The sequence below is a fragment of the Xanthomonas sp. NCPPB 1062 genome (assembly GCF_041481705.2).
Classification (GTDB): Bacteria; Pseudomonadota; Gammaproteobacteria; order Xanthomonadales; family Xanthomonadaceae; genus Xanthomonas; species Xanthomonas euvesicatoria.
Genome location: NZ_CM192987.1, coordinates 2,592,071 through 2,614,604, shown reverse-complemented (window position 1 = coordinate 2,614,604; position 22,534 = coordinate 2,592,071). Strand labels below are relative to the sequence as shown.

The window sequence follows — 22,534 nt, the reverse complement described above, 5'->3', positions numbered from 1 at the left end:
ACGTATGGACTTTCTGACCGAGTGGATCTGGTTCTTCCTGTTCGTGCCGCTGGCTGCGCTAGGTGGCTGGATCGTGGGCCGTCGTGGCGGCCAACGCCATGGCGACACGCAGGTCAGTCGTCTTTCCAGTACTTATTTCCGTGGGTTGAACTATCTGCTCAACGAGCAGCCGGACAAGGCGATCGAGCTGTTCTTGCATATCGCCGAACTGGATAAGGAAACCTTCGAGACCCAGGTCGCGTTGGGGCATCTGTTCCGTCGCCGTGGTGAAGTGGACCGTGCGATCCGCCTGCACCAGGGCCTGGTGCAGCGTGGCGACCTGACCGATCAGCAGCGCGTCCAGGCTCTGCTGGCGCTCGGCGAGGACTACATGAAGTCGGGTCTGCTGGATCGTGCCGAAACGGTCTTTACCGAGTTGGCGCAACTGGACCAGCGTGCGCCGCAGGCGCTGCGCCATCTGATCGGCATCTATCAGGCCGAGCGCGATTGGGAAAAGGCGATCGACAACGCCACCCGCTATGAAGAAGTGACCGGCGAGCCGATGGGCAAACTGATCTCGCAATTCGAATGCGAACTGGCTGATCGCTATCGCGGCCTGGGCAAGACCGACGATGCGCTACAAGCCATCGCACGTGCCTACCAGGCCGATGGCACCTCCGTGCGCGCCGGCATTCTGGAAGGGCGCATCGAAGCCGAGCGCGGTCACGACGAAGCGGCAGTGCGCGCTTTCGAACGGGCGGCCCGGCATGATCCGGAATACCTGCCCGAGATCATTCCTGCATTGATGGCCGCGTATCGACGGGTCGGCGATATCGCTGGGGCGCGCAACTTCCTGTCGGAGATGACCGAGCACTATCGCGGCATCGCTCCGGTGCTGGCGCTGACCCAGTTGATGGAAGCCCAGGATGGCGTCGCGCCTGCGCTGGCCTATCTTGGCCGCCAGCTCAAGGATCGGCCGTCGGTGCGTGGTGAGTCGGCGTTGATCGATCTCACCCTGGCCGAGGGAAGCGACCCGGTCGGCACCTTGCAGGACCTCAAGCACATCACCGACCAATTGCTGGTGCGCAATCCGAGCTACCGATGCACGCGCTGCGGCTTCGGTGCCAAGACGCATCATTGGCAATGCCCGAGCTGCAAGGAATGGGGTACGGTCAAACCGCTGTTGAACTACGCGGTGGTCTGATGGCGTGGCTGTGGTGCGCGCTGCACCTGCTGGTCGCGGCACTGGGGACCTGGGGGCTGCGGCGCTATGCCTTGCACCGCCGCCTGCTCGATCATCCCGGTGAACGGCGTAGCCACGTGGTCGCTACCCCGCGCGGCGGCGGTATGGCGATTGTGGCGGCGATCTTGCTGGGCTGCGTTGCAGCTTGCGCGCTGTGGCCGACGTCGCGGCTGACGGTCTGCTGGTTCGCAGCGGGCCTGATCGCCGTGGCCGGCGTAGGCTGGTGGGACGATCATCGTCCGCTTTCGGCAAGGCTGCGGTTTTCGATTCACCTGGCCGCGTCGGCGGCATTGGGCGCCTTGGTTTGGCATGACACGGGCAGCGTGTGGGATGGATTGCTGACTGCCGCTGCGTCCGTGGTATTGATCAATATCTGGAATTTCATGGATGGCATCAATGGACTGGCCAGCACCCAGGCGGCGTTGGCCGCGCTCGGATTCTCGCTGGTAGCGCCTGCCGGTTGGTCGTGGGCAGGTCTGGCGGTTGCAGCGGCGTGCCTTGGGTTTGTGCCGTTCAATTTCCCACGCGCACGCATCTTCATGGGCGATGGCGGCAGCGGTGCGCTCGGCTATGTACTGGCGGCGCTATTGGCGCTGAACGTAGCGGGTGGTCAGGTGAGCTGGTGGATCAGCTGGTTCCCGTTGACGGTCTTTGTTGTAGACGCCGGCTTCACACTGCTTGCTCGCATGCTTTCTGGGCAACGCTGGTGGGAACCGCATGCCCAGCACGTCTATCAACGTCTGGCGCGTCGTCTTGAGACGCACGTTCCGGTAACGTGCGTTTATTTCGCTTTCAGCCTCATTGCCGTCTGCTTGTACCTGTTAATCCGTCATGATCCGTTCTGGCTGCAGGTGTCCGGCGCGCTGGCATGGGGCATGGGCACCACTGCAATCTGGCATTTTCTGCGCGATGGATTGCGCAATTCCTGACTAATGGACTTTTATGATTTCCTGGCGTGACCGTTTGACCAAGGCCCTGCCGCAGATAGCGGTCGTGGTACACGACCTGCTGATGGTGTGGGTGTGCTGGCAGCTCCTGCATGCCGGCCGCTACTCGATGCTACGCGACGCGCCGGATCTGCCGCTGTGGGACTGGCGCACCGCGGTGGTGCTGCTGGCGCAGGGCCTGGTGTTCTGGAAGATGGGGTTGTATCGCGGGTTGTGGCGCTTCGCCTCGGTGCCGGACCTGTGGAACATCTTCAAGTCGAGTTTTCTCGGATTGGTCGCGATCGTGCTGGCGTTGGCGTACGACCGTCTGGATGGCGTGCCGCTGTCGGTGCTGGTGGTCTATCCCTTTGCGTTGTCGGCCATGCTGGGTACGCCGCGTCTGCTGTATCGCGCTTGGAAGGACTACCAGATCGCGCATTCCGGTGATGCGGGGCAGCGCGTGCTGATCCTCGGCGCCGGGCGCGCCGCCGAAGGGTTGGTGCGCGATCTTCGCCGTACCGGCGCGTTTGTGCCGATTGGCTATCTGGACGATGCCAGCAACCTGCATGGCGCCAAGATCCAGGGCCTCAATGTGCTGGGCAATCTGGACCAGGCCGCCGCGATTGCCAAAGAGACTGCTGCCAAATTACTGGTGATCGCGATTCCATCGCTGGATGCCTCCGGCATGCAGCGCGTGGTGGCGATTTGCGAAAGCACCGGCTTGCCGTTCCGCATGGTGCCCAAGCTGATCAACGTGCTGGAAGGGCGCTCCTTGCCGGGCGAGTTGAAGGAGGTCGCGATCGAGGACCTGCTCAACCGCAAGCCGGTCACGCCCGACTGGCGCCTGATCCGCGACTGGCTGACCAACAAGACCGTGATGGTGACCGGCGCCGGCGGTTCGATCGGTTCGGAAGTCTGCCGCCAGTGCGCACGCCATGGCGCGCGCCGGATCGTGCTGCTGGAAATCGACGAGCTGGCGCTACTGACCATCGACTCGGATCTGCGCCGGCTGTTTCCGGATATCGAAGTGGTGCGCGTGTTGGGCGATTGCGGCGACCCGGCGGTCGTGGCGCATGCGTTGAACACTGCCACGCCTGACGCGGTCTTTCATGCGGCTGCGTACAAGCAGGTGCCGTTGCTGGAAGAGCAGTTGCGCGAGGCGGTGCGCAACAACGTGCTGGCGACTGAGAACGTGGCGCGCGCTTGCCAGCGGGCACGTATCGAGACGTTCGTCTTCATTTCCACCGACAAGGCGGTCGAGCCGGTCAATGTGCTGGGCGCAAGCAAGCGCTATGCAGAAATGATCTGCCAGAGCCTTGACGCGCGCGATGCGCCGACGCGCTTCATCACCGTGCGCTTCGGCAACGTGCTGGATTCGGCCGGCAGCGTGGTGCCGTTGTTCCGCGAACAGATCCGCCAGGGCGGCCCGGTGACCGTGACGCATCCGGATGTCACGCGTTACTTCATGACCATCCCCGAAGCCTGCCAGTTGGTCATCCAGGCGGCTGCATCTGCATCGCATGGTGCGATCTATACGCTGGACATGGGCGAGCCGGTGCCGATTCGCTTGCTTGCCGAGCAGATGATCCGACTGGCCGGCAAGCAGCCGGGCAAGGACGTGGCGATTCTCTATACCGGCCTGCGGCCGGGCGAGAAGCTGCATGAGACGCTGTTCTATTCCGACGAAGACTATCGTCCCACCGCGCACCCCAAGATTCTGGAAGCCGGTGTGCGCGAGTTCTCGCATGAGCAGGTGCTGCAGCTGGTGACGCGCTTGCGCGAGGCCGTTAACCGCTATGACATCAACGCGATGGAGACTGTATTGGGCAGCCTGATGCCGGATTTCGCGGCTGCTCGACGGAAAGTCGACGCGCGATCTGATACGGTCGTTCCATTCCCCGCACGTGAGGTCAGAAGACTGTAATGAGCCAGCGTATTCGCAAGGCCGTATTCCCCGTCGCAGGTCTTGGGACCCGCTTTCTTCCGGCAACCAAGACAGTGCCGAAAGAAATGCTGCCAATCATCGACAAGCCATTGATCCAGTACGCCGTCGACGAAGCCATCCAGGCTGGTTGCGATACGCTGATCTTCGTTACCAACCGCTACAAGCACTCCATTGCCGACTACTTCGACAAAGCCTATGAGCTCGAGCAGAAGCTGGAGCGCGCAGGCAAGCTGGAGCAGCTGGAGCTGGTGCGCCATGCATTGCCCGAGGGCGTCCGCGCCATTTTTGTCACGCAGGCAGAGGCGCTTGGCCTGGGCCATGCGGTGTTGTGTGCCAAGGCCGTTGTCGGTGACGAGCCGTTCGCGGTGTTGCTGCCGGACGATCTGATGTGGAACCGCGGCGATGCCGCGCTGACCCAGATGGCCAACGTGGCCGAAGCCTCGGGCGGCAGCGTGATCGCCGTGGAAGACGTGCCGCACGACAAGACCGCCAGCTACGGCATCGTTTCCACCGACGCGTTCGACGGCCGCAAGGGCCGCATCAACGCGATCGTCGAAAAGCCCAAGCCGGAAGTCGCGCCAAGCAATCTGGCCGTGGTCGGTCGTTACGTGCTGAGCCCCAAGATCTTCGACCTGCTCGAAGCCACCGGTGCAGGCGCGGGCGGCGAAATCCAGCTCACTGATGCGATTGCCGAGTTGCTGAAGGAAGAGCAAGTCGATGCCTTCCGTTTCGAAGGTCGCCGTTTCGATTGCGGCGCGCACATCGGCCTGATCGAAGCCACCGTGCATTTCGCGCTTGAGCACGAAAAGCATGGCGGCCCAGCGAAGGAAATCCTGCGCAATGCACTGGCCCAGGCCGACGCGCGCGGCTGAGTGTTGCCTGATCGCTGTTTCCAAGAACGACGCCAGCTGGCGTCGTTCGTCGTTTAGGGGCTTGCCGTATGCCTTGCCGCGCCGGCAGAGCTCGGCTTGGCAAGCCCAAGCGGGGACAAAGATGCGCACCCTGATGCAGGCTGGGGCCGCGCAAGTGCCGCTAGAATCCGGGCATGAGCCAACCTGCCGAATCCAGTGAACTGATCAACGTGGTAGTGCTGCTCGGCGCTGCCGTGGTGGCAATTCCGTTGTTCCGTCGTCTGGGCCTGGGCTCGGTGTTGGGTTATCTGGCGGCGGGACTGGCAATTGGTCCGTTCGGGTTGGGCCTGTTCAACGAGCCGCAAGCCATCCTGCATGTGGCCGAGTTGGGCGTGGTGATGTTTCTGTTCGTGATCGGGCTGGAAATGCGCCCCTCGCACCTGTGGAGTTTGCGCAAGGAAATCTTCGGACTCGGCACGCTGCAGATCGCGGTCTGCGCGCTGGTGTTGACCGGCGTCGGCATGTTGCTCGGCTTTGCGCTACCGGTGGCCTTCGTGGCGGCGTCCGGTTTCGTGCTGACATCCACTGCCGTGGTGATGCAGCTCTTGGCAGAGCGTGGCGACGTCGCCTTGCCGCCGGGGCAGAAGATCGTGGCGATCCTGCTGTTCGAAGACCTGTTGATCGTGCCGTTGCTGGCGATCGTGGCCTGGATGGGAGCCAGCGGCGACCCGCAGGCGGCATCGCAGCGTTGGCAGGGAATCGGCATCGGTCTGGCCTGCATCGTCGGCTTGCTGGCGGCCGGGCGTTGGCTGCTCAATCCCTTGTTCCGCATCCTGGCCGCATCCAAGGCGCGCGAGGTGATGACGGCAGCGGCATTGCTGGTGGTGCTGGGCGCCGCGCTGTTGATGCAGGTGGGCGGGCTGTCGATGGCGATGGGGGCGTTCCTGGCCGGCGTGCTGTTGTCCGAGTCCACGTTCCGGCATCAGATCGAAGCGGATATCGAACCTTTTCGCGGCATCCTGCTGGGGCTGTTTTTTCTCGGTGTCGGCATGAGCCTGGACTTGCGCGTGGTGGCGGCGGACTGGCGCCTGATCGTGGTGGGCGTGCTGGCCCTGATGGTGGGCAAGGGCGTGTGCATCTATGCGGTGGCGCGGCTGATGCGCAGCGACCATCGCCAGGCGCTGGACCGTGGTGTGTTGATGGCGCAAGGCGGCGAATTCGCATTCGTGCTGTTTGCCGCCGCGTCGGCATCCGGCGTCATCGATGCCCAGGTCAATGCCAGCCTGACCGCGATCGTGGTGTTGTCGATGGCACTGACGCCATTGTTCGTGCTGCTGCAACGGCGGCTGACGCCGGCGGCGGCGGTCTCGCTGGATGGCGTGGAAGCAGCCAGTGGCCAGACCGGCAGCGTGTTGATCATCGGCTTTGGGCGCTTTGGACAGGTGGCCAGTCAGTCGCTGCTGGCGCGCGACGTGGATGTGACCATCATCGATAACGACATCGAGATGATCCAGAGCGCGGAAGAATTTGGTTTCAAGATCTACTACGGCGACGGCACCCGGCTCGATGTGTTGCACGCCTCCGGCGCGCACAGCGCACGTGCGATTGCGGTGTGCGTCGACAACCAGGAGGCGGCCAATCGCATCGTCGAGCTGGCAACGCGCGAGTTTCCGCATGCCAAGCTGCTGGTGCGTTCGTACGACCGCCAGCATTCGCTGCAGTTGGTCGCTGCGGGAGTGGATTACCAGATCCGCGAGACCTTCGAGTCGGCGGTGCTCTTCGGCAAAGTGGCGCTGGTGGAGCTGGGGGTGGACGAGGACGAAGCCGGCATGATTTCGCGTCAGATCCGCCGCCGCGATGCCGAGCGTTTCGAACTGGAGATTGCTGCCGGCGATGCACGCGCCGGAGCCAAGCTGATGTATGGCAACACCCTGCCGACCGCGCCCCGGCCCACGCCGTTCACGCGGCCGCGTCGTGGCAGCCGCACGTTGAATCCCGATGCGGTGCCGCAGGCTGAGCCAGCAGAGAGACAGACGCGCGACTAAAGGCGGCCACAAACCCGCTGCGCAGGCGCTCTGCGGCATGACCAGTGCGCGATGCGGTGCGCCAGTCGTCCGGTGCGATAGCCGCAACTGGACGACTGCTCGCTAGGTCTTGTTGGCCGCCAGGAGCGGGCACACACGCCTGCGCAGGCGTCGGGTGCGCCACCCCTGCTCGATGCGGTACGGATCGCTCGGGCGCTCCGGCTCCTCAGTGCGCCCACATCCCGCCAAAGATTGACGGGACGTTCTGGCAGGCGCGCTCACCGATGCCTACTAGCCATGCTTGCGCTGGGCGGCGGCGAAGGCTTCCAACTGCTCGGGCGTGGCGTCTTTCTGATGCTGCTGTTTCCACTGGGCAAATGGCATGCCGTAAACGGCTTCGCGCGCCTGTTCCTTGGTCATGGCCTGGCCTTGCGCTTCGGCCGCTTCGCGGTACCAATCGCCCAGGCAATTGCGGCAGAAGCCGGCGAGAATCATCAGGTCGATGTTCTGCACATCGGTGCGGTCCCGATTGAGATGCTGCAAGAGACGGCGAAATGCTGCCGCTTCGATCGAAGTGGTGCTTGAATCGGTGCGTGAGGTGGTGTCGGTCATGGCGGAATCGGGGACAATAGACGGCCTTCGACTCTACACCTGACGCCCCATGACCGCTTCTGCGCCAGCTGCCTCCGCTTCGGCCCGCCTTCTCGATGGTCGCCGCATTGCCGAGGAATTGCTCGACGGATTGAAGCTGCGGGTGGATGCGCGGCTGGCCGCCGGCAAGGCGCGACCCGGGCTGGCGGTGGTGCTGGTCGGTGGCGATCCGGCATCGTCGGTGTATGTGCGCAACAAGCGGCGCGCGGCCGAGAAGGTCGGCATCGAAGCCTTCGATTACGACCTGCCGCAGGGCACCAGCGAAGCCCAGCTGGCGTCGCTGATCGATGAGCTCAATGCCGACCCCAAGATCCACGGCATTCTGATCCAGCTGCCGCTGCCGGGCATCCCCGATGCCAACCGGCTGATTCAGCGCATCGACCCGCGCAAGGACGTGGACGGATTCCATCCGCAGAATGTCGGGCATCTGGCCTTGCGCGAATTCGGGCTGCGCCCGTGCACGCCGCGCGGCATCGTGACCTTGCTCGGGCATACCGACCAACCGGTGCGCGGCCGCAACGCTACCATCGTGGGGGTGAGCAACCACGTGGGCCGTCCGATGGGGTTGGAGCTATTGATCGCCGGGTGCACGGTCACCAGTTGCCACAAATTCACCCCGCCCGATGTGCTGGAAGCGAGCGTGCGCAATGCCGACATCCTGGTGGTGGCGGTGGGCCGCCCGGGCCTGATTCCGGGCGAATGGGTCAAGCCGGGCGCGGTGGTGATCGATGTCGGCATCAACCGGCTCGATGATGGCCGCCTGGTGGGCGACGTCGGCTTCGACGCCGCCGCGCAGCGCGCGGCCTGGATCACCCCGGTGCCGGGCGGGGTAGGGCCAATGACGGTGGCCACGCTGATGCAGAACACCATCGAGGCCGCCGATGCCGCCGGGAGTGGGGATTCGGGATTGGGGATTGGTTAACCGCAGCGGCCAAGCGCACGCGTCGGCCGATCCGGATTGCGTCCGGGATCGGCCGGCCATCGGCATCCTGACAAACAAGCGAACGGCGGACGGTGCAAGGCGCGCTGTTGCGAATCCCGACTCCCCAATCCCGGCCCCAATGCGTTAAAATGCCGCGCTTCCCCAAAACTCGGGTCCGCCGATGCTACGCATCCAGGCTGAAGCTCTCACCTACGACGACGTTTCGCTCGTCCCCGCTCATTCGATCGTCCTGCCCAAGGACGTCAGCCTGGAAACCCGGCTGACGCGCGACCTGCGCCTGAAACTGCCGATTCTGTCGGCGGCAATGGACACAGTGACCGAACACCGTCTTGCGGTGGCCATGGCCCAGCTGGGCGGCATCGGCATCATCCACAAGAACCTGACCCCGCAGCAGCAAGCCGGCGAAGTGGCACGGGTCAAGAAGTTCGAATCCGGCGTGATCACCGAGCCGTTCACCGTCAGTCCGGACACGACCATCGGCGAAGTGCTGGCACTGACGCGCGCGCGCAACATCTCCGGCGTGCCGGTGGTGGATGGCAGCGAACTGGTCGGTATCGTCACCAGCCGCGACATGCGCTTCGAAAAGAAGCTCGACGATCCGGTCCGGCACATCATGACCAAGAAGGACCGCCTGATTACCGTGCGCGAAGGCGCCAGCGATGAGGAAGTGCTCGAGCTGCTGCATCGCAACCGGATCGAAAAGGTCCTGGTGGTCAACGACAGCTTCGAGCTGCGCGGCCTGATCACGGTCAAGGACATCCAGAAGAAGACCGACAACCCCAATGCCGCCAAGGACAGCGCCAAGCGTTTGCTGGTGGGCGCGGCGGTGGGCGTGGGCGGCGATACCGAGCAGCGCATCGAGCTGCTTGCCGCAGCCGGCGTGGACGTGGTGATTGTCGATACCGCGCATGGCCATTCGCAGGGCGTGATCGATCGCGTGGCGTGGGTCAAGAAGACCTATCCGCAGTTGCAGGTGATCGGCGGCAACATCGTCACCGGCGATGCGGCATTGGCGTTGATGGATGCCGGTGCAGACGCGGTCAAGGTCGGCGTGGGCCCGGGTTCGATCTGCACCACGCGAGTGGTTGCCGGCGTGGGCGTGCCGCAGATCACTGCGGTGGACATGGTGGCCGAAGCGCTGCAGGACCGCATCCCCTTGATTGCCGATGGCGGCATCCGCTATTCCGGCGACATCGGCAAGGCGCTGGTGGCCGGTGCCTCGACGGTGATGGTCGGCGGCCTGTTGGCCGGTACCGAAGAAGCGCCGGGCGAGGTCGAACTGTTCCAGGGCCGCAGCTACAAGAGCTACCGCGGCATGGGCAGCCTGGGTGCGATGGAAAAGGGGTCCAAGGACCGCTACTTCCAGGATGCCTCCGATGCCGACAAGCTGGTTCCCGAAGGCATCGAGGGCCGCGTGCCGTATCGCGGGCCGGTCGGCGGCATCATCCATCAGCTCATCGGTGGCCTGCGCGCGACCATGGGCTATGTGGGCTGCGCCACCATCGAAGACATGCGGACCAAGCCCAAGTTCGTCAAGATCACCGGCGCCGGCCAGCGCGAAAGCCACGTGCACGACGTGCAGATCACCAAAGAGCCGCCGAACTATCGCGCCGGGTAACCGGCAATGGGGAATCGCGAATCGGGAATCGTAAGAGCCCGCCGCCTCCTCATCCGATAGCGGTCGGCGCTGCGTTTGCTGTTGCGATTCCCTCATCCCGATTCTCGATTCCCGGCTCTCAATGACCAACATCCATACCGACAAGATCCTCATCCTCGATTTCGGTGCGCAGTACACCCAGCTGATTGCGCGGCGTATTCGCGAGATCGGGGTCTACTGCGAGATCTGGGCGTGGGATCACGATCCGTCGGAGATTGCCGGTTTCGGTGCCAAGGGCATCATCCTGTCCGGCGGCCCGGAGTCGACCACGTTGCCGGGCGCACCGGTGGCGCCGCAGGAAGTGTTCGATAGCGGCCTGCCGGTGTTCGGTATCTGCTACGGCATGCAGACCCTCGCCGCGCAATTGGGTGGTGCGACCGAGGCAGCGGATCAACGCGAATTCGGCCATGCCGAAGTGGACGTGGTGGCGGCAGATGCCTTGTTCTCCGGCCTCACCGACCACGCCGGCGCCTCGCGCCTGAATGTATGGATGAGCCACGGCGACCACGTGTCGCAGGTGCCACCGGGCTTCACCATCACCGCCACGACCGACCGCATTCCGGTGGCGGCCATGTCCAACGAAGCCAAGCGTTGGTACGGCGTGCAGTTCCATCCTGAGGTGACGCATACCTTGCAGGGCCAGACCTTGCTGCGCCGCTTCGTGGTGGATGTCTGCGGCTGCCAGACGCTGTGGACCGCGGCCAACATCATCGAGGACCAGATCGCGCGCGTGCGCGAACAGGTGGGCGACGATGAAGTGATTCTTGGGTTGTCCGGCGGCGTCGATTCGTCGGTAGTGGCCGCGCTGCTGCACAAGGCGATCGGCGACAAGCTGACCTGCGTGTTCGTCGATACCGGCTTGCTGCGTTGGCAGGAAGGCGACCAGGTGATGGCGATGTTCGCCGAGCACATGGGCGTCAAGGTGATTCGCGTCAACGCCGCCGACCGTTATTTCGCCAAGCTGGAAGGCGTCAGCGACCCGGAAGCCAAGCGCAAGATCATCGGCAACCTGTTCGTGGAGATCTTCGACGAAGAATCCAACAAGCTGGCCAATGCCAAGTGGCTGGCGCAGGGCACGATCTATCCGGACGTGATCGAGTCGGCCGGCAGCAAGACCGGCAAGGCGCACGTGATCAAGAGCCACCATAACGTCGGTGGCTTGCCCGAGCACATGAAGCTGGGCCTGGTCGAGCCGTTGCGCGAATTGTTCAAGGACGAGGTGCGTCGCCTTGGCGTGGAACTCGGTCTGCCGCGCACCATGGTCTACCGCCATCCGTTCCCGGGCCCCGGCCTGGGCGTGCGCATCCTCGGCGAGGTGAAGCGCGAGTACGCCGAGCTGCTGGCCAAGGCCGACGCGATCTTCATCGACGAACTGCGCAAGGCCGACCTGTACGACAAGACCAGCCAGGCCTTCGCCGTGTTCCTGCCGGTGAAGTCGGTCGGCGTGGTCGGCGACGCCCGCGCCTACGAATGGGTGATCGCGCTGCGCGCGGTGGAGACCATCGACTTCATGACCGCGCATTGGGCGCACCTGCCGTACGACTTCCTCGGCACCGTTAGCAACCGCATCATCAACGAACTGCGTGGTGTGTCGCGCGTGGTCTACGACATCTCCGGCAAGCCGCCGGCGACGATCGAGTGGGAGTGATCCCGCGTGCGGCACTGCCCGGCACGGTCTAGCAAAATGTCCTGAGACCCGCGTAACTGCGGGCTTTGGGTTTTTGGGTCTGGCAAGTTCGGGTAGTGTTTTAGCCAGCGAAAGCTCCGTTGGGCGGGCTTTTGCTTCTGTGCTTTACGCTGCTCTACCAATTATCTCGTGAACACGGTCTTGCCCCGGGTGCGACCGTCGATCATGTTGCGGATCGCGTCGCGGGCTTCGGTCATCGGCACCACCGCTCCGACTTCGGGGGCGATGTTGTTGCGGATGACGAATTGCATCATGGCCTTCATTTCCTCAAGCGTGCCCATGATGGTGCCGCGGATGTCGATCTGTTCGACGAAGATGCGCAGCACGTCGGTTTCGGCGATGTTCCCGGTGGTGATGCCGTTGATCACCAGGACGCCACCGCGCTTGACCGCCTTCAGGCTATCTGCCCATGTCGCCGCGCCGATGTTGTCGACGACTGCGTCAACGCGGCGTGGCAAGGGCTCGCCATGTCGCAATACCCGGTTGGCGCCAAGGCGTTCGGCAATGGCGGCCCCTTCATCATTGCGGGTGGTGACCCACACTTCGAAGCCGGCAGCACGGCCCATCTGTATGAGCGCCGTCGACATACCGCCCGAAGCGCCCTGTACGAGAAGCGTCTGCCCCGGAATCAACCGTGATTTGGTAAAGAGCGAGCGATAGGCCGTGAGCCACGCGGTGCCGAGCAGCGAGGCGTGAAGCGGTGACAAACCGTCAGGAATAGGGACCGCGTTGCGTTTCGGGACGGCGACATAATCGGCCATCGTCCCGGGCACGAGTTCGCTGATAACGTGCCAGTGCGGGTCGAGGGTCTCGTCGCCTTTCCAGTCGTCGCTGCCCAGTACCGGATAGAGCACGACGGGCGTGCCGTCTTCGAGCACGCCTGCGGCATCGTTGCCCAGGATCATCGGGAAGGGGATCGGCTGCTCCTGGGAGGTCATGCCGCGCAGGGTGAAAATGTCGTGCCGGTTAAGGCTGGCATGGGTCACCTTCACGCGTACCCAGCCCTCTTGCACGATGGGCTCGGGGCGCTCTCCGACGACGACGGAGGCAAGCGGGTCGTCGACGTTGGCTTCTTTGGCGTAGACGGCAAACATGGTCGTTCTCCTTCAGTCGGTTGGACGTTTTGTGCGGCGCGCACGTGAAGTCGAAGTGAGCGCTGGCGCAAGGTTTGCCCTGCGGTACCGCAGTTGAAATCTGGCTTCCATGGGTCCAGCTGATGAGCCCTGCGCCCTAGCGGGTTCCTTGGTGCTCGAGATGGCGTCGGAAGCAGCCAAGCGAATGGTCGTTGACGATGCCGACCGCCTGCATCCAGGCGTGGATGATGGTCGGTCCGACGAACTTGAAGCCGCGTCGCTTCAGTTCCCTGGAGATGTTCTCGGACAGTGGCGTACTGGCCACCAGGCTTACACCGTCACCCAGGATGGGAACGCCAGCCGTGAAGGACCAGCAGAAGGCCGAGAAGTCTTCGCCGCGATCCTGCATGTCGCAGTAGATTCGCGCGCCCTTGATGGTGGCTTCGATCTTGGCCCGCGCACGCACGATGCCGGGGTTCGCCATCAGCCGCTCGATATCCTGCTCGTCGAAAGCGGCGACCTTGACCGGATCGAAACCCGCGAAGGCAGCGCGAAAGGCTTCGCGCTTGCGCAGGATGGTGATCCAGGCCAGACCTGCCTGGAACCCTTCCAGCATGAGCATCTCCCAGAGCATCCTTGGGTCGCGCTGGGGCACGCCCCATTCGGCATCGTGGTAGTCGCGCATCAGCGGGTCGTTCTGGGCCCAGCTGCAGCGTTCGCAAGATGGGTTCTCAGGCATGGTGTTGGCCTCTCTTCAATCAATCCGCGGGCTGGCATTGGGCAACCACTTCATCCACCGGCAAGGGGAGGTGAGCGGCGCGCTTGCGGGAATACCGCAAAGCCATGCCTACACCGTCCTGATCGTGCCGCCATCGATGACGAACTCGGCGCCGTGGATCGCCGCCGCACGATCGGCAGCGAGGTAGGCGATAAGATCAGCCACCTCTTCAGGTTCGGCTGCGCGCCCGATCGGGATACCGCCCAGGGCATCGAGCACAGACTGACGCGCTTGCTCGATCGTGCCGCCAGATTTGCTGAGCGTTTCCAGAAAGTCCTGCGTGGCCTCGGTCATGATCCAGCCCGGTGAGACGGCATTGACCCGCACGCCCTTGGGGCCGAGCTCTTTGGAAATCGACTTGCTGTAGGTCCGCAGCGCGGCCTTGGCGGCGGCATAGCCTGTCGTCGACTCGGGCAACGGCAGAACCGACTGAATCGAGGTGATGTGCACCACAACGCCGCTGCCACGCTCCAGCATCTGCGGAATCAACAGCCGATCGAGTCGCACGGTCGCCAGCAGGTTGAGGTTCAGTTCGGCAAGCCAGTGCTCGTCCGTCAGCGCGGCGAAACCTCCGGCTGGCGAAGAGGAGCCACCGACGACATGGGCCAGGATGTCGACGCCGCCCAGCCGCTCAAGCGCCGCCGTGGCAAACGCCTGGCCGCCTTCCGCGGTCGTCAGGTCGGCCTGCACGTATTCGACGCCTTCGATAGGGGTGTTGATCGTGCGAGCCGCGGTGATGACACGGGCGCCGCCAGCGAGGAAGCGCTCGACCGTGGCACGGCCCAGCCCCTTGGTGCCACCGCTGACGAGCACGCGCTTGCCGGCGAATTCGGTCGGATCTGCCTTCATGCCCATACCCTTGTCTCCAGGGTCTTGATGGCATCGTTGACCATCGTGAAACGATAGGTGAAGCGCAGCGGGCTGCCGGGGAAGTCGCCATGGGTGGGGCCTTCGAGGACCACGACGCCGTCCTCTTCACGCACGGTATCGGGCTCGAAGATCGCCTTCACCGCGATCCCTTCTTCCTCGAGCAGTTGGCGGATTCTGGCCTGCCCCACGTATTGCTTGCCGTTGTCGATGAAAACGGCGTCCTCGTGGAAGTGTTTCATCATGCCGTCGAGATCGAGACGGATGTTTGCCTCGATGTAGTCGGCGATCGGGTTGGGTAGCTTGATTGACATGGTCATCTCCTCGGCGGTGATGGCGTCAATTTAGCGGTGGACTTTTCGCCTGATAAGCCAGATAAAGGCGCATGGAGTATCACGGAAAGCGGGATAATGACGCGTCATTCGCTGATCGAGCTTGAAGCGGTTCTCGCCATCGTGCGCTGCGGCTCGTTTCGTGCGGCGGCACTGGAACTGGACATGTCGACCACGGCTATCAGCAGCGCGGTAGGCAAGCTCGAGCGAGACCTTGCCGTGCGGTTGTTCAACCGCACCACGCGCAGCGTCTCGCTTACCGATGCGGGGCGGATGTTCGTCGACCGCATCAAGCCTGCCTTCGAGGGCATCCAGAATGCGCTGAACGCGGTGCGCTCCCATCAGGAGACGCCATCCGGCACCTTGCGCATCAATGCGTTCGCCACCGCGGCGCGCGAGATCATGGCGCCGCTGGTGCTGAGCTACCTGCAGCGCTATCCGCTGGTGCATATCGACATCGTCACCGAGGGGCGACTGGTTGACGTAGTGGCGGCGGGCTTCGATCTGGCCGTGCGCAGTGCCGATCTGGTGCCCAGCGACGCGATCGCCATACCGCTGGGGCAGAGGCGGCGCATGGCGGTGGCTGCCTCTCCCGCCTTCTTCGAAAACCGGGCTATCCCGAAAGTGCCGCAGGATCTGCTCGTTTACCCCTGCGTTCGCGGGCGGCTTCCTGATGGCACATTGCTCCGGTGGCGGTTCGAGAAGGGCGGTGAAGAGCTGCAGCTGGAGGTCCAGGGACCGATCACGCTCGACGAGGCATCGCTGGCGCGGATCGCGGTGGCCAATGGGGTGGGGATCGGCTATTTCATGGAGGCCGATATCCGCGAAGACATCGCCGCAGGGCGGCTCGTGCGCATCCTCGAAGACTGGACGCCGCCGCTCGCGCCGCTGTGCCTGTATTACTACAACCGGCGCAATTCTTCTGCGGCCTTCCAGGCCTTCATCGCGCTGGCACGTGACTACACGGCCGGACGGCTTGCGTAGCCCGCTTCGGCATCACGTACGTCTAGTCCTGGAACTTGTGGATGGTGCGCCGACCTCTCCGTGTTGGAGCTGCATCCCGGACTTGCCATCCTTCTCACTGCTCCGTGGCGTTCTCGCCGTCTAGGCCCGGACCACGTCCGCTCCAGACGCAGGCAGGTCGGGCTAGAGCGGACGCTCGCCAAGGCTCCAACTCGGTCCCTCGAATGCATGACCGGCTGGAACCCGGCTTCTGGCGTTATAGCGTTGGATCCAACCCGGGTATGCGGCAGCGGGTCGGCTGACTTGGTCGAGTTCGGCCAGGTCCTCGCTCGAAAGCGTCAGTTCCAGCGCTCCGAGGTTCTCGGTCAGTTGCTCGGGGCGTTTGATGCCGACGATGACGCTGGTGACCGCCGGACGAGAGAGCAGCCATGCGAGCGCGATCTGGGCAGCGGTCGCGTCATGCCGCGCGGCCACGGTCTTCAAGGTGTCGATGATGTCGTGCACCCGTGTTTCGTCAACCGGCGGAAAGGCGATCGACGCGCGGCGCGCGGTGTTGTCTGTGTGACCATGGCGATCGAACTTGCCGGAGAGCAGTCCGCCGGCCAGCGGACTCCAACATAGCAGGCCGATCTGTGCATCCATGACCGCAGGCACCAGCTCATGTTCGATGTCCCGCCCCGCGATGGAGTAGTAGGCCTGAAGGGAGGCGCACCGCATCAATCGCCGCCGCCGTAGACGTCCGCTGTATCGATGAAGTTGATGCCGGCATTGAGGGCCTGGTCGACGATGGCGTTCGTCTCCTGCTGCGACAGGCGCCCAATGGCTGCACCCGCAGGCGTCGTGGCACCACCGAAGGTCATGCCGCCGAGGCAGAACTTCGACACGAAAAGACCGGTGCGACCAAACTGGGCGTAGTGCATGAGAGGTCCTCGCTGCCGTAGGGAAGAGGATCGCAGGACACGGGGAGATCACATTATCGAGCGGCAGCCCTCTCCAATCCATTATCGAAGCGACGCATTTCATCATCCACCGGCCAGGCATGGACCCTGTTCGACGCCTTCTCGCTGCTCCGCTTCGGCAGCCTGCTGACCACGCAGGGATGCGCAGGGGCGCCGGACACGGCGTTCCCATCCTGTCGGTAGACGGAGATGCTGGTGAGTGCACCCGCAACAATCTCACGCGTGCCGTCTGCCAAGCGAATATTGAAAGCTGCCGTGGTACGAGACACTGACGTTAGCCTGTCGCTGCCCGGCCGGCTCGCTGTATCTCCCACGAATGCAAGACCTGTGCTGCTGACGGCAGAGGCCTATGCCCATCACGGCCACTTCTTCAAGGATGTGGATTCGGAGCTCTGCCGAGGATGGGGTTGAACGAACTCAGCTGCTTTCGGCCATTGCCGGCGGACAACCCATCATTCCAAGGTGTTGATCCGATCCGGCGGGGTTTTCGTTGGCTTGGAGAAAATCCACTTCCTGCCCTCCCGCCTCCGGTCCGGTGGCGGGGTAGGCGAGTGTGTGTCATGCAAGCATCGGCACGGAGTGATCGCAGCTGCGTGCGCCGCTGGCGTTCTGCTCCCAACGCAGGTCGCCTGCATAGCGCTGCGCCATGCGGCCTTCGTCGTCCAGCGCGAACAGGTGCAGCCAGCGATTGTCGAACAGGGCGCGGACCTGCGGGTGGCGTTCGAGGATGGTGGCGATCGCTTCGGGCGGTGCTTCGATCAGCACGGAGAGCCGCAGCGGCTCGTGGGTCAGGCGTTGGCCGTCATGCACCGATTGCCACGGCAACCCGGTGCGCAGGATCCCGCCGTTGCCCTCGACCACACCGATGCCGCCGGTGACGTTGTGCAGCAGCTTGTTGCCGGCGCCAAGACTCTCGGGCGCGACGGTGGACCCGTAGTACTGCAGGCTGATCCAGCTGGCGACGACGACCGGTGCGGTCAGGATCAACTCCAGCACGCCGAAGCCGTCGTCGTAGCGCCAGTCGTAGTCGTGGAGGAAGGCGCGTCCGGCCAGATCGCGCCCGGCAGTGCGCGAGCGCGGTGCGGCGATGAAGGCCTGGCAGCCGGCAAGTGCCCATTCGGGGCGAATCTCGGCCCAGTCGCGGGCACGATGTGCGATGTCCTGGCTGCGATGCGCGCGGGGCAGGCGCACGGCACGTTCCCCGCGCGCCAGCGCCCCGGCTGCGGCCAGCCACTGCCTCGCTTGGGCGAGATCGTCGGCATGCCCGGGCGAAGGGTGATCGGCGGTGTAGAGGGTGACCGCATCGGTCGTGGTGTCGTGAAGTGCAGCCAGGAATAACGTGTCGGCGGGAATGACGATGCCGCGTGCGGCAAGACCGGCGCGCACCTGGCTATCGTTGAGCAGCGAGGCGAGCAACCGCGCGTTCACTTCGCCCGAATAGCCGCCGCATGCGCCGCAGTGCAGCGCGCTCGCATGAGGGTTGTTGACCACTTTCGCACCATGGCCGGCGAGTACCACCAGCCGGGCGAAGCCGCCGGTGAACGACATCGCCTTGAGGATGCGCGTGGCCATGGTCAGCCGGGTCTCCAGGTCCAGCCCGTCGGCAGGGCGTGGCGCTGGCTCGTCCGGTGCATGCGGGCGGGCCAGCGCCAGCCCGTCGCGCAGCAGCTTGGCAACGTAGATCGGGCCGGTGGCCTCGACGAAGGCGAACGAGGAAATGGCCGCCAGCTTGAAGCGGCCCCAGGCGCGCTTGGCACGTGCCGCGATCCGTGCGCTGAGGTCGGAGGCGGCTGCCGACGACGTTGCATCTCCCGCGCAGGTGGTCACACCTGGCGTGAGCAATACGGGCAGGCGCGCTTCGACCACGTCCGAGGCAAACCGGCGATGCCCGATGCCCAAGCCGAAAAACCCTGCAAACCCGAGGGTCTGGATGCCCGAATCGAGGCTTTCCAGCGCGCGGCGGAAGACTTCCGAGCGCACATCGATGCAGAACGCCATTTGCAGCTTCACACGCCCAGATGCGACCTGGGCCGGCGATGGCGCGGCCAGCACGGCGTTGAGCTTGCGCTGCGCGGCACGTTCGGCCGCTTCCTGCAGGATGCTGTCGATGACATCGTCCGACGTTGCAGCGACCGGCTCGGCGTAGGCGGCAACGGCCCTCTGCCAGCCAGGCACCAGCGTGCAGGCGCCGTTGCCCAGCAGCGCGGCTTCCCAGAGCAGGCGGATGGCGAGCAGGTCGGTGACGCATGCATCGGTTGCGCCGCTCAACTCTGCCTGCCAGAGCCGATACCGGGCGAGCTGGCCCCAGCCGCCCAACGTGGTCAGCAAGCGGTGGAAATAACCGTCCAGTGCGTCCTGCGAAAGTCCCAGGCGAGCGACGCAGTCGACGATGGCGTCTTCGGCATTGGCTGGCGCCTCCGCCACATACCGTGCGAAACCTGCCAGGCCGGCGATTTCCGGAGTCAGATCGTGGGTCGCGATGATCCGCCAGGTGCTGTAGGCGCCACCGGACTGGCCGACCGCCCACAGCGCCTGGCCGTGGTCGAAATAGCCGGCTGCCCAGTGACCGATGCGCTCGTTGACGATGCCGGGCCAGTCGACCGCATCCGCGTCGCGGGCCAGCTCGGCGACCGTGGGGAGCGCCTGCGGGGCAGGGCGTGCGGCTTGGACCGCCTGTTTCAGGGCGGGCAAGTTCGGCGGCCGCAGGGCTGCCGGCGCGTTCTGCAAGGCGGCTTGCAGATCCTGCTCGGCGATCTGGCCGGACTGTAGCCGCTCTGCATACCAGGACCGCGGCATGGTGATCGCGATACCGGACGCGCGCCGCAGTCGCGCCCCCGCCATTTCCAACGGCTCGCTGCCCTGGCCGAGGAAGGGGTTGACCGCAACGCTGGAGGCGAGCGGCCACAGCGGCGGGATGGCGCGTGCCGCACGTTGGGCGGCGGCGATGATCACATCGTGGGACGGGGACACAGGCATGGCGGTGGGCGTGGTGGTCATCAGCGTGGGGGCCTGGGGTGAAGGGGTTCAGGAGGTCTTGCGAATGGACCAGCCGCCGAGCAGGCGATCGATCGTGGCGTTGGCATACAGCCCATTGGAGAGGTGGACGCGGAGCCCGGCGGCCGCGGGGTGCGAGGCCCAGAGCGGAAACAGCGCCTGCGCCACCGCCACCAGCCCGAAGCTCAGTACCGCAAGCGTCATCAGCGTCCACTCCAGCCGCCCCGGTGCGGGCGTGCCCGGCAGCACCCCGGCCGTCAGCCATTCGGCAGCGGTCTGCAGCGCGAAGTAGCCGATCGCTGCGGCACTGGCGTAGATCGCCGTCCTGCGGGTGAGAGGGCGTGGCGCGGCATCGGCAAGGCCCTGGGCCAGCAGGTAGGCGACACCAAAGATCAGGATCGCGCCCAGTGCCAGCGCCTGTGGCGACTTGTGCTCGAAGCCGAAGGTGAACCCGAAGGCAGTGCCGATGCCGATATAGATCGCCAGTGCGATCAAAAATGCGCGGCCGACCGCCGACCCGTTCGGAACGGCGACCGGCCCGGGCCGGCGGATGGCCGCCACCTGCTCGACCGCTCCGCCGGAGGCCAGGAACGCGTGCGCCTTGTAGAGCGAGTGCGCCACGATGTGCAGCAGGGCCAGCGGGAACAGCGCCAGACCGCACTGGAGCATCATGAATCCCATCTGCGCGACCGTCGACCAGGCCAGCGAGGTCTTGACCGCCGGCTGGGTCAGCATCACTAGCGCGCCGAACAAGGCGGTGAACCCGCCCAGCATGGCCAGCACGGCGAGCACGCCGGGGGCGGCGAGCATCAGGTCGGCAAAGCGGATCAGCAAAAAGCCGCCGCCGTTGACCACGCCAGCGTGCAGCAAGGCCGATACCGGCGTGGGCGCTTCCATCATCTCGGTGAGCCAGCCGTGGGTCGGGAATTGCGCCGATTTCAGCACCGCCGCGAGTGCGATCAGGGCGGCCGCCGCGACCAGCGCCCAGGAGTGCTGCCCGCGCGCGGCCAGCGCATTGATCGCGGCGATATCGGTCGTGCCCATGCTTTTCCAGATCAGCACCGCGCCGCAGGTCAGGGCGATACCGCCGGTGGTGGAGAACACGCGCTTCTTGCGTGCGGCGCGCTGCGCCTCGACGCGCTCGGGGTAGAACAGCAGCAGGCGATGCATCGCGATGCTGGTGGCGATCCAGGCGATGACGACCTGGACCAGGTTGCCGGCCTGCACCAGCAGCAGCACTGCCGCCAGCGCCATGCACAGCCAGCCGGTGAAATAGCCCTGGCGTGCCTCGCCGTCGAGATAGGTGCGCGCGTACCGCACCACGATCCAGCCAACGAAGGCCACCAGCAGGAGCATCGTCACGCTGACCGCGTCCAGCCGCGCGGACAGGCCGATATCGCCCCATCCGATCAGCGGGCTGGCGCCGGTGCCTCGCAAGAGCACCAGCGCCAGCGATGCGATCGCGATGCAGAGCGCGCCGAGCGCGGCGCCTTCGGCGAGGAGGGGAATCTTCAGTGGAGGCCGACCGCCGCGCCCCAAGGCGACGACAGCGGCGGTCAGCAACAGGAGTGGTGCGAACAGTGGGAGTAGATAGAGCGACAAGGCAATCCCCTAAGAACGAACGTGGTGGCGGGCCGCGCCACGATAGCGATCGGTGGGGTTGAATAAAAATTCATTGTTCTTGCAGATTCGTTCGTTATTATCGAATGATATGGCCGCCTTGAACTACAACCATCTGCGCTACTTCTGGGCGGTCGCGCACGACGGCAACCTCACCCGTACTGCCGAGCGTCTCAACCTCACCCAGTCGGCGCTTTCGGTGCAAATCCGCAAGCTGGAAGAGCGCCTGGGCCATGCGCTGTTCGAACGCCGCGGGCGACAACTGCATCTGACCGAGGCCGGGCAGATCGCGCTCGACCATGCCGATGCGATTTTTGCCACCGGCGATGAGCTGCTCGGCACGCTGCGGCAGACAGGTGCGGCGCGGCAGGCGCTGCGGGTCGGCTCGCTTGCCACGCTGTCGCGCAACTTCCAGATGGAATTCCTGCGGCCGCTGCTGGGCCGCACCGACATCGACCTCATCCTGCGTTCGGGCAGCGCGGGTGAACTGCTGCGCGCACTGGAGGCGCTCAATCTCGACGTGGTGCTGCTGAATCGGGCACCTGCCGGCGACGCGCTGTCCCCCTTCGTCACTCACCGGCTCGCGGAGTACCCGGTCAGCCTGGTGGGGACGCCGGATCGCCTGGGCCATGCGGCCAGCTTCGCCGACCGCCTTCGCAGCCACCCCATCATCCTGCCGACGGTGGATAGCAGCGTGCGCATCGGCTTCGACGCATTGGCCGACCGGCTGGGCGTGCGGCCGCAGATCGTGGCGGAAGTGGAGGACATGGCGATGATGCGACTGCTTGCCCGCGAGGACATCGGCCTGGCGGTTCTTCCGCCGATCGTGGTCAAGGACGAGATTGCCGCTGGCGCGTTGATGGAAGGCGATCAATTGCCGGACATCGTGGAGACCTTCCATGCGGTGACCATGTCGCGACGTTTCCCGAATCCTCTGCTCAGGCTTCTGCTGCAGCCCTCGACCAGGCCAGACAGCCCGTAATGCTGCTCGGTTGCCATCTGCGGGCAGGCATGCAGACCCATGCATTGACAGGGGGCGCCA

The 22,534-nt window shown here is 64.8% G+C and carries 19 protein-coding genes; 10 read left to right on the top strand and 9 right to left on the bottom strand.

From position 1 onward, the window contains the following. Positions 1-4 precede the first annotated feature (4 nt). The 5 genes from lapB (at position 5) to ACCQ16_RS11490 (ending at position 6,989) form a co-directional block, all read left to right on the top strand. Positions 5-1,183, top strand: coding sequence for a lipopolysaccharide assembly protein LapB (gene lapB / locus ACCQ16_RS11510; protein ID WP_003489647.1), 1,179 nt, complete (start codon positions 5-7; stop codon positions 1,181-1,183). Next, positions 1,183-2,151 carry an MraY family glycosyltransferase gene (locus ACCQ16_RS11505; RefSeq protein WP_218554675.1) on the top strand — a complete coding sequence of 323 codons (969 nt, stop codon included), beginning with the start codon at positions 1,183-1,185 and terminating at the stop codon, positions 2,149-2,151. The genes lapB and ACCQ16_RS11505 overlap by 1 nt, the downstream gene beginning before the upstream one ends. Before the next feature lie 13 nt (positions 2,152-2,164). After that, positions 2,165-4,072: a polysaccharide biosynthesis protein gene (locus ACCQ16_RS11500; RefSeq protein WP_372379961.1), complete on the top strand. Its 1,908-nt coding sequence runs from the start codon at positions 2,165-2,167 to the stop codon at positions 4,070-4,072. Next, complete coding sequence (gene galU / locus ACCQ16_RS11495) at positions 4,072-4,965, top strand: UTP--glucose-1-phosphate uridylyltransferase GalU (protein WP_008572379.1); 894 nt, start codon at positions 4,072-4,074, stop codon at positions 4,963-4,965. The genes ACCQ16_RS11500 and galU overlap by 1 nt, the downstream gene beginning before the upstream one ends. A 173-nt stretch (positions 4,966-5,138) precedes the next feature. After that, the gene (locus ACCQ16_RS11490) at positions 5,139-6,989 is read left to right on the top strand and encodes a monovalent cation:proton antiporter-2 (CPA2) family protein (protein WP_277572730.1); all 1,851 of its coding nucleotides are present in this window, start codon (positions 5,139-5,141) and stop codon (positions 6,987-6,989) included. Between the two features lie 270 nt (positions 6,990-7,259). On the opposite strand, the gene ACCQ16_RS11485 is transcribed toward ACCQ16_RS11490, so the two are convergent. After that, the gene (locus ACCQ16_RS11485) at positions 7,260-7,580 is read right to left on the bottom strand and encodes a DUF1244 domain-containing protein (protein WP_029819542.1); all 321 of its coding nucleotides are present in this window, start codon (positions 7,578-7,580) and stop codon (positions 7,260-7,262) included. Positions 7,581-7,629: 49 nt separating this feature from the next. Here ACCQ16_RS11485 and folD point away from each other — a divergent pair, with 49 nt between their 5' ends. The 3 genes from folD to guaA all read left to right on the top strand — a co-directional run bounded on the left by folD (position 7,630) and on the right by guaA (position 11,867). Continuing rightward, positions 7,630-8,541, top strand: a complete 912-nt coding sequence (gene folD, locus ACCQ16_RS11480; protein ID WP_008572374.1) for a bifunctional methylenetetrahydrofolate dehydrogenase/methenyltetrahydrofolate cyclohydrolase FolD — start codon at positions 7,630-7,632, stop codon at positions 8,539-8,541. A 181-nt stretch (positions 8,542-8,722) separates the two neighbouring features. Further along, entirely contained in the window at positions 8,723-10,180 is a 1,458-nt protein-coding gene (gene guaB / locus ACCQ16_RS11475) for an IMP dehydrogenase (RefSeq protein ID WP_008572372.1), read from the top strand. Between the two features lie 121 nt (positions 10,181-10,301). Next, the gene (guaA, locus tag ACCQ16_RS11470) at positions 10,302-11,867 is read left to right on the top strand and encodes a glutamine-hydrolyzing GMP synthase (RefSeq protein WP_014090311.1); all 1,566 of its coding nucleotides are present in this window, start codon (positions 10,302-10,304) and stop codon (positions 11,865-11,867) included. A gap of 161 nt (positions 11,868-12,028) precedes the next feature. On the opposite strand, the gene ACCQ16_RS11465 is transcribed toward guaA, so the two are convergent. From ACCQ16_RS11465 to ACCQ16_RS11450, 4 genes are all read right to left on the bottom strand, one after another. Further along, the gene (locus tag ACCQ16_RS11465; RefSeq protein WP_277572731.1) at positions 12,029-13,000 is read right to left on the bottom strand and encodes a zinc-binding dehydrogenase; all 972 of its coding nucleotides are present in this window, start codon (positions 12,998-13,000) and stop codon (positions 12,029-12,031) included. A gap of 136 nt (positions 13,001-13,136) precedes the next feature. Then, positions 13,137-13,718 (bottom strand): DNA-3-methyladenine glycosylase I, encoded by a 582-nt coding sequence (locus ACCQ16_RS11460; protein WP_011347395.1) that lies wholly within the window; start codon positions 13,716-13,718, stop codon positions 13,137-13,139. 108 nt (positions 13,719-13,826) lie between these two features. Next, positions 13,827-14,612, bottom strand: coding sequence for an SDR family oxidoreductase (locus ACCQ16_RS11455; protein ID WP_065627473.1), 786 nt, complete (start codon positions 14,610-14,612; stop codon positions 13,827-13,829). Beyond that, positions 14,603-14,938 carry a nuclear transport factor 2 family protein gene (locus ACCQ16_RS11450; RefSeq protein ID WP_011347397.1) on the bottom strand — a complete coding sequence of 112 codons (336 nt, stop codon included), beginning with the start codon at positions 14,936-14,938 and terminating at the stop codon, positions 14,603-14,605. The genes ACCQ16_RS11455 and ACCQ16_RS11450 overlap by 10 nt, the downstream gene beginning before the upstream one ends. Before the next feature lie 96 nt (positions 14,939-15,034). Between ACCQ16_RS11450 and ACCQ16_RS11445 the strand changes: the two genes are divergently transcribed. Further along, positions 15,035-15,940, top strand: a complete 906-nt coding sequence (locus tag ACCQ16_RS11445; RefSeq protein WP_029819539.1) for a LysR family transcriptional regulator — start codon at positions 15,035-15,037, stop codon at positions 15,938-15,940. A gap of 162 nt (positions 15,941-16,102) precedes the next feature. On the opposite strand, the gene ACCQ16_RS11440 is transcribed toward ACCQ16_RS11445, so the two are convergent. From ACCQ16_RS11440 to ACCQ16_RS11425, 4 genes are all read right to left on the bottom strand, one after another. Beyond that, on the bottom strand, positions 16,103-16,636 hold the full coding sequence (locus tag ACCQ16_RS11440; RefSeq protein ID WP_277572732.1) for an aldo/keto reductase: 534 nt from the start codon (positions 16,634-16,636) through the stop codon (positions 16,103-16,105). After that, positions 16,636-16,839 (bottom strand): aldo/keto reductase, encoded by a 204-nt coding sequence (locus ACCQ16_RS11435; RefSeq protein ID WP_228737344.1) that lies wholly within the window; start codon positions 16,837-16,839, stop codon positions 16,636-16,638. Before ACCQ16_RS11435 ends, ACCQ16_RS11440 begins: the two co-directional genes overlap by 1 nt. A 597-nt stretch (positions 16,840-17,436) precedes the next feature. Then, positions 17,437-19,875, bottom strand: a complete 2,439-nt coding sequence (locus ACCQ16_RS11430) for a YbcC family protein (protein WP_506175196.1) — start codon at positions 19,873-19,875, stop codon at positions 17,437-17,439. A 27-nt stretch (positions 19,876-19,902) separates the two neighbouring features. Next, the gene (locus tag ACCQ16_RS11425) at positions 19,903-21,474 is read right to left on the bottom strand and encodes a proton-conducting transporter transmembrane domain-containing protein (protein WP_218499749.1); all 1,572 of its coding nucleotides are present in this window, start codon (positions 21,472-21,474) and stop codon (positions 19,903-19,905) included. Between the two features lie 109 nt (positions 21,475-21,583). Between ACCQ16_RS11425 and ACCQ16_RS11420 the strand changes: the two genes are divergently transcribed. Further along, positions 21,584-22,474: a LysR family transcriptional regulator gene (locus ACCQ16_RS11420; RefSeq protein ID WP_057682188.1), complete on the top strand. Its 891-nt coding sequence runs from the start codon at positions 21,584-21,586 to the stop codon at positions 22,472-22,474. Positions 22,475-22,534: the final 60 nt, after the last annotated feature.

Excerpts from the sequence above, each read along its gene's own strand:
- ACCQ16_RS11435 (WP_228737344.1), bottom strand. The coding sequence starts at position 16,839 with ATGCACTACGCCCAGTTTGGTCGCACCGGTCTTTTCGTGTCGAAGTTC.
- ACCQ16_RS11440 (WP_277572732.1), bottom strand. The coding sequence starts at position 16,636 with ATGCGGTGCGCCTCCCTTCAGGCCTACTACTCCATCGCGGGGCGGGAC.
- ACCQ16_RS11465 (WP_277572731.1), bottom strand. The coding sequence starts at position 13,000 with ATGTTTGCCGTCTACGCCAAAGAAGCCAACGTCGACGACCCGCTTGCC.
- ACCQ16_RS11420 (WP_057682188.1), top strand. The coding sequence starts at position 21,584 with ATGGCCGCCTTGAACTACAACCATCTGCGCTACTTCTGGGCGGTCGCG.
- guaA (WP_014090311.1), top strand. The coding sequence starts at position 10,302 with ATGACCAACATCCATACCGACAAGATCCTCATCCTCGATTTCGGTGCG.
- ACCQ16_RS11460 (WP_011347395.1), bottom strand. The coding sequence starts at position 13,718 with ATGCCTGAGAACCCATCTTGCGAACGCTGCAGCTGGGCCCAGAACGAC.
- ACCQ16_RS11490 (WP_277572730.1), top strand. The coding sequence starts at position 5,139 with ATGAGCCAACCTGCCGAATCCAGTGAACTGATCAACGTGGTAGTGCTG.
- guaB (WP_008572372.1), top strand. The coding sequence starts at position 8,723 with ATGCTACGCATCCAGGCTGAAGCTCTCACCTACGACGACGTTTCGCTC.
- galU (WP_008572379.1), top strand. The coding sequence starts at position 4,072 with ATGAGCCAGCGTATTCGCAAGGCCGTATTCCCCGTCGCAGGTCTTGGG.
- ACCQ16_RS11485 (WP_029819542.1), bottom strand. The coding sequence starts at position 7,580 with ATGACCGACACCACCTCACGCACCGATTCAAGCACCACTTCGATCGAA.
- ACCQ16_RS11450 (WP_011347397.1), bottom strand. The coding sequence starts at position 14,938 with ATGTCAATCAAGCTACCCAACCCGATCGCCGACTACATCGAGGCAAAC.
- ACCQ16_RS11430 (WP_506175196.1), bottom strand. The coding sequence starts at position 19,875 with ATGACCACCACGCCCACCGCCATGCCTGTGTCCCCGTCCCACGATGTG.
- ACCQ16_RS11500 (WP_372379961.1), top strand. The coding sequence starts at position 2,165 with ATGATTTCCTGGCGTGACCGTTTGACCAAGGCCCTGCCGCAGATAGCG.
- lapB (WP_003489647.1), top strand. The coding sequence starts at position 5 with ATGGACTTTCTGACCGAGTGGATCTGGTTCTTCCTGTTCGTGCCGCTG.
- ACCQ16_RS11445 (WP_029819539.1), top strand. The coding sequence starts at position 15,035 with ATGACGCGTCATTCGCTGATCGAGCTTGAAGCGGTTCTCGCCATCGTG.
- ACCQ16_RS11505 (WP_218554675.1), top strand. The coding sequence starts at position 1,183 with ATGGCGTGGCTGTGGTGCGCGCTGCACCTGCTGGTCGCGGCACTGGGG.
- ACCQ16_RS11455 (WP_065627473.1), bottom strand. The coding sequence starts at position 14,612 with ATGGGCATGAAGGCAGATCCGACCGAATTCGCCGGCAAGCGCGTGCTC.
- folD (WP_008572374.1), top strand. The coding sequence starts at position 7,630 with ATGACCGCTTCTGCGCCAGCTGCCTCCGCTTCGGCCCGCCTTCTCGAT.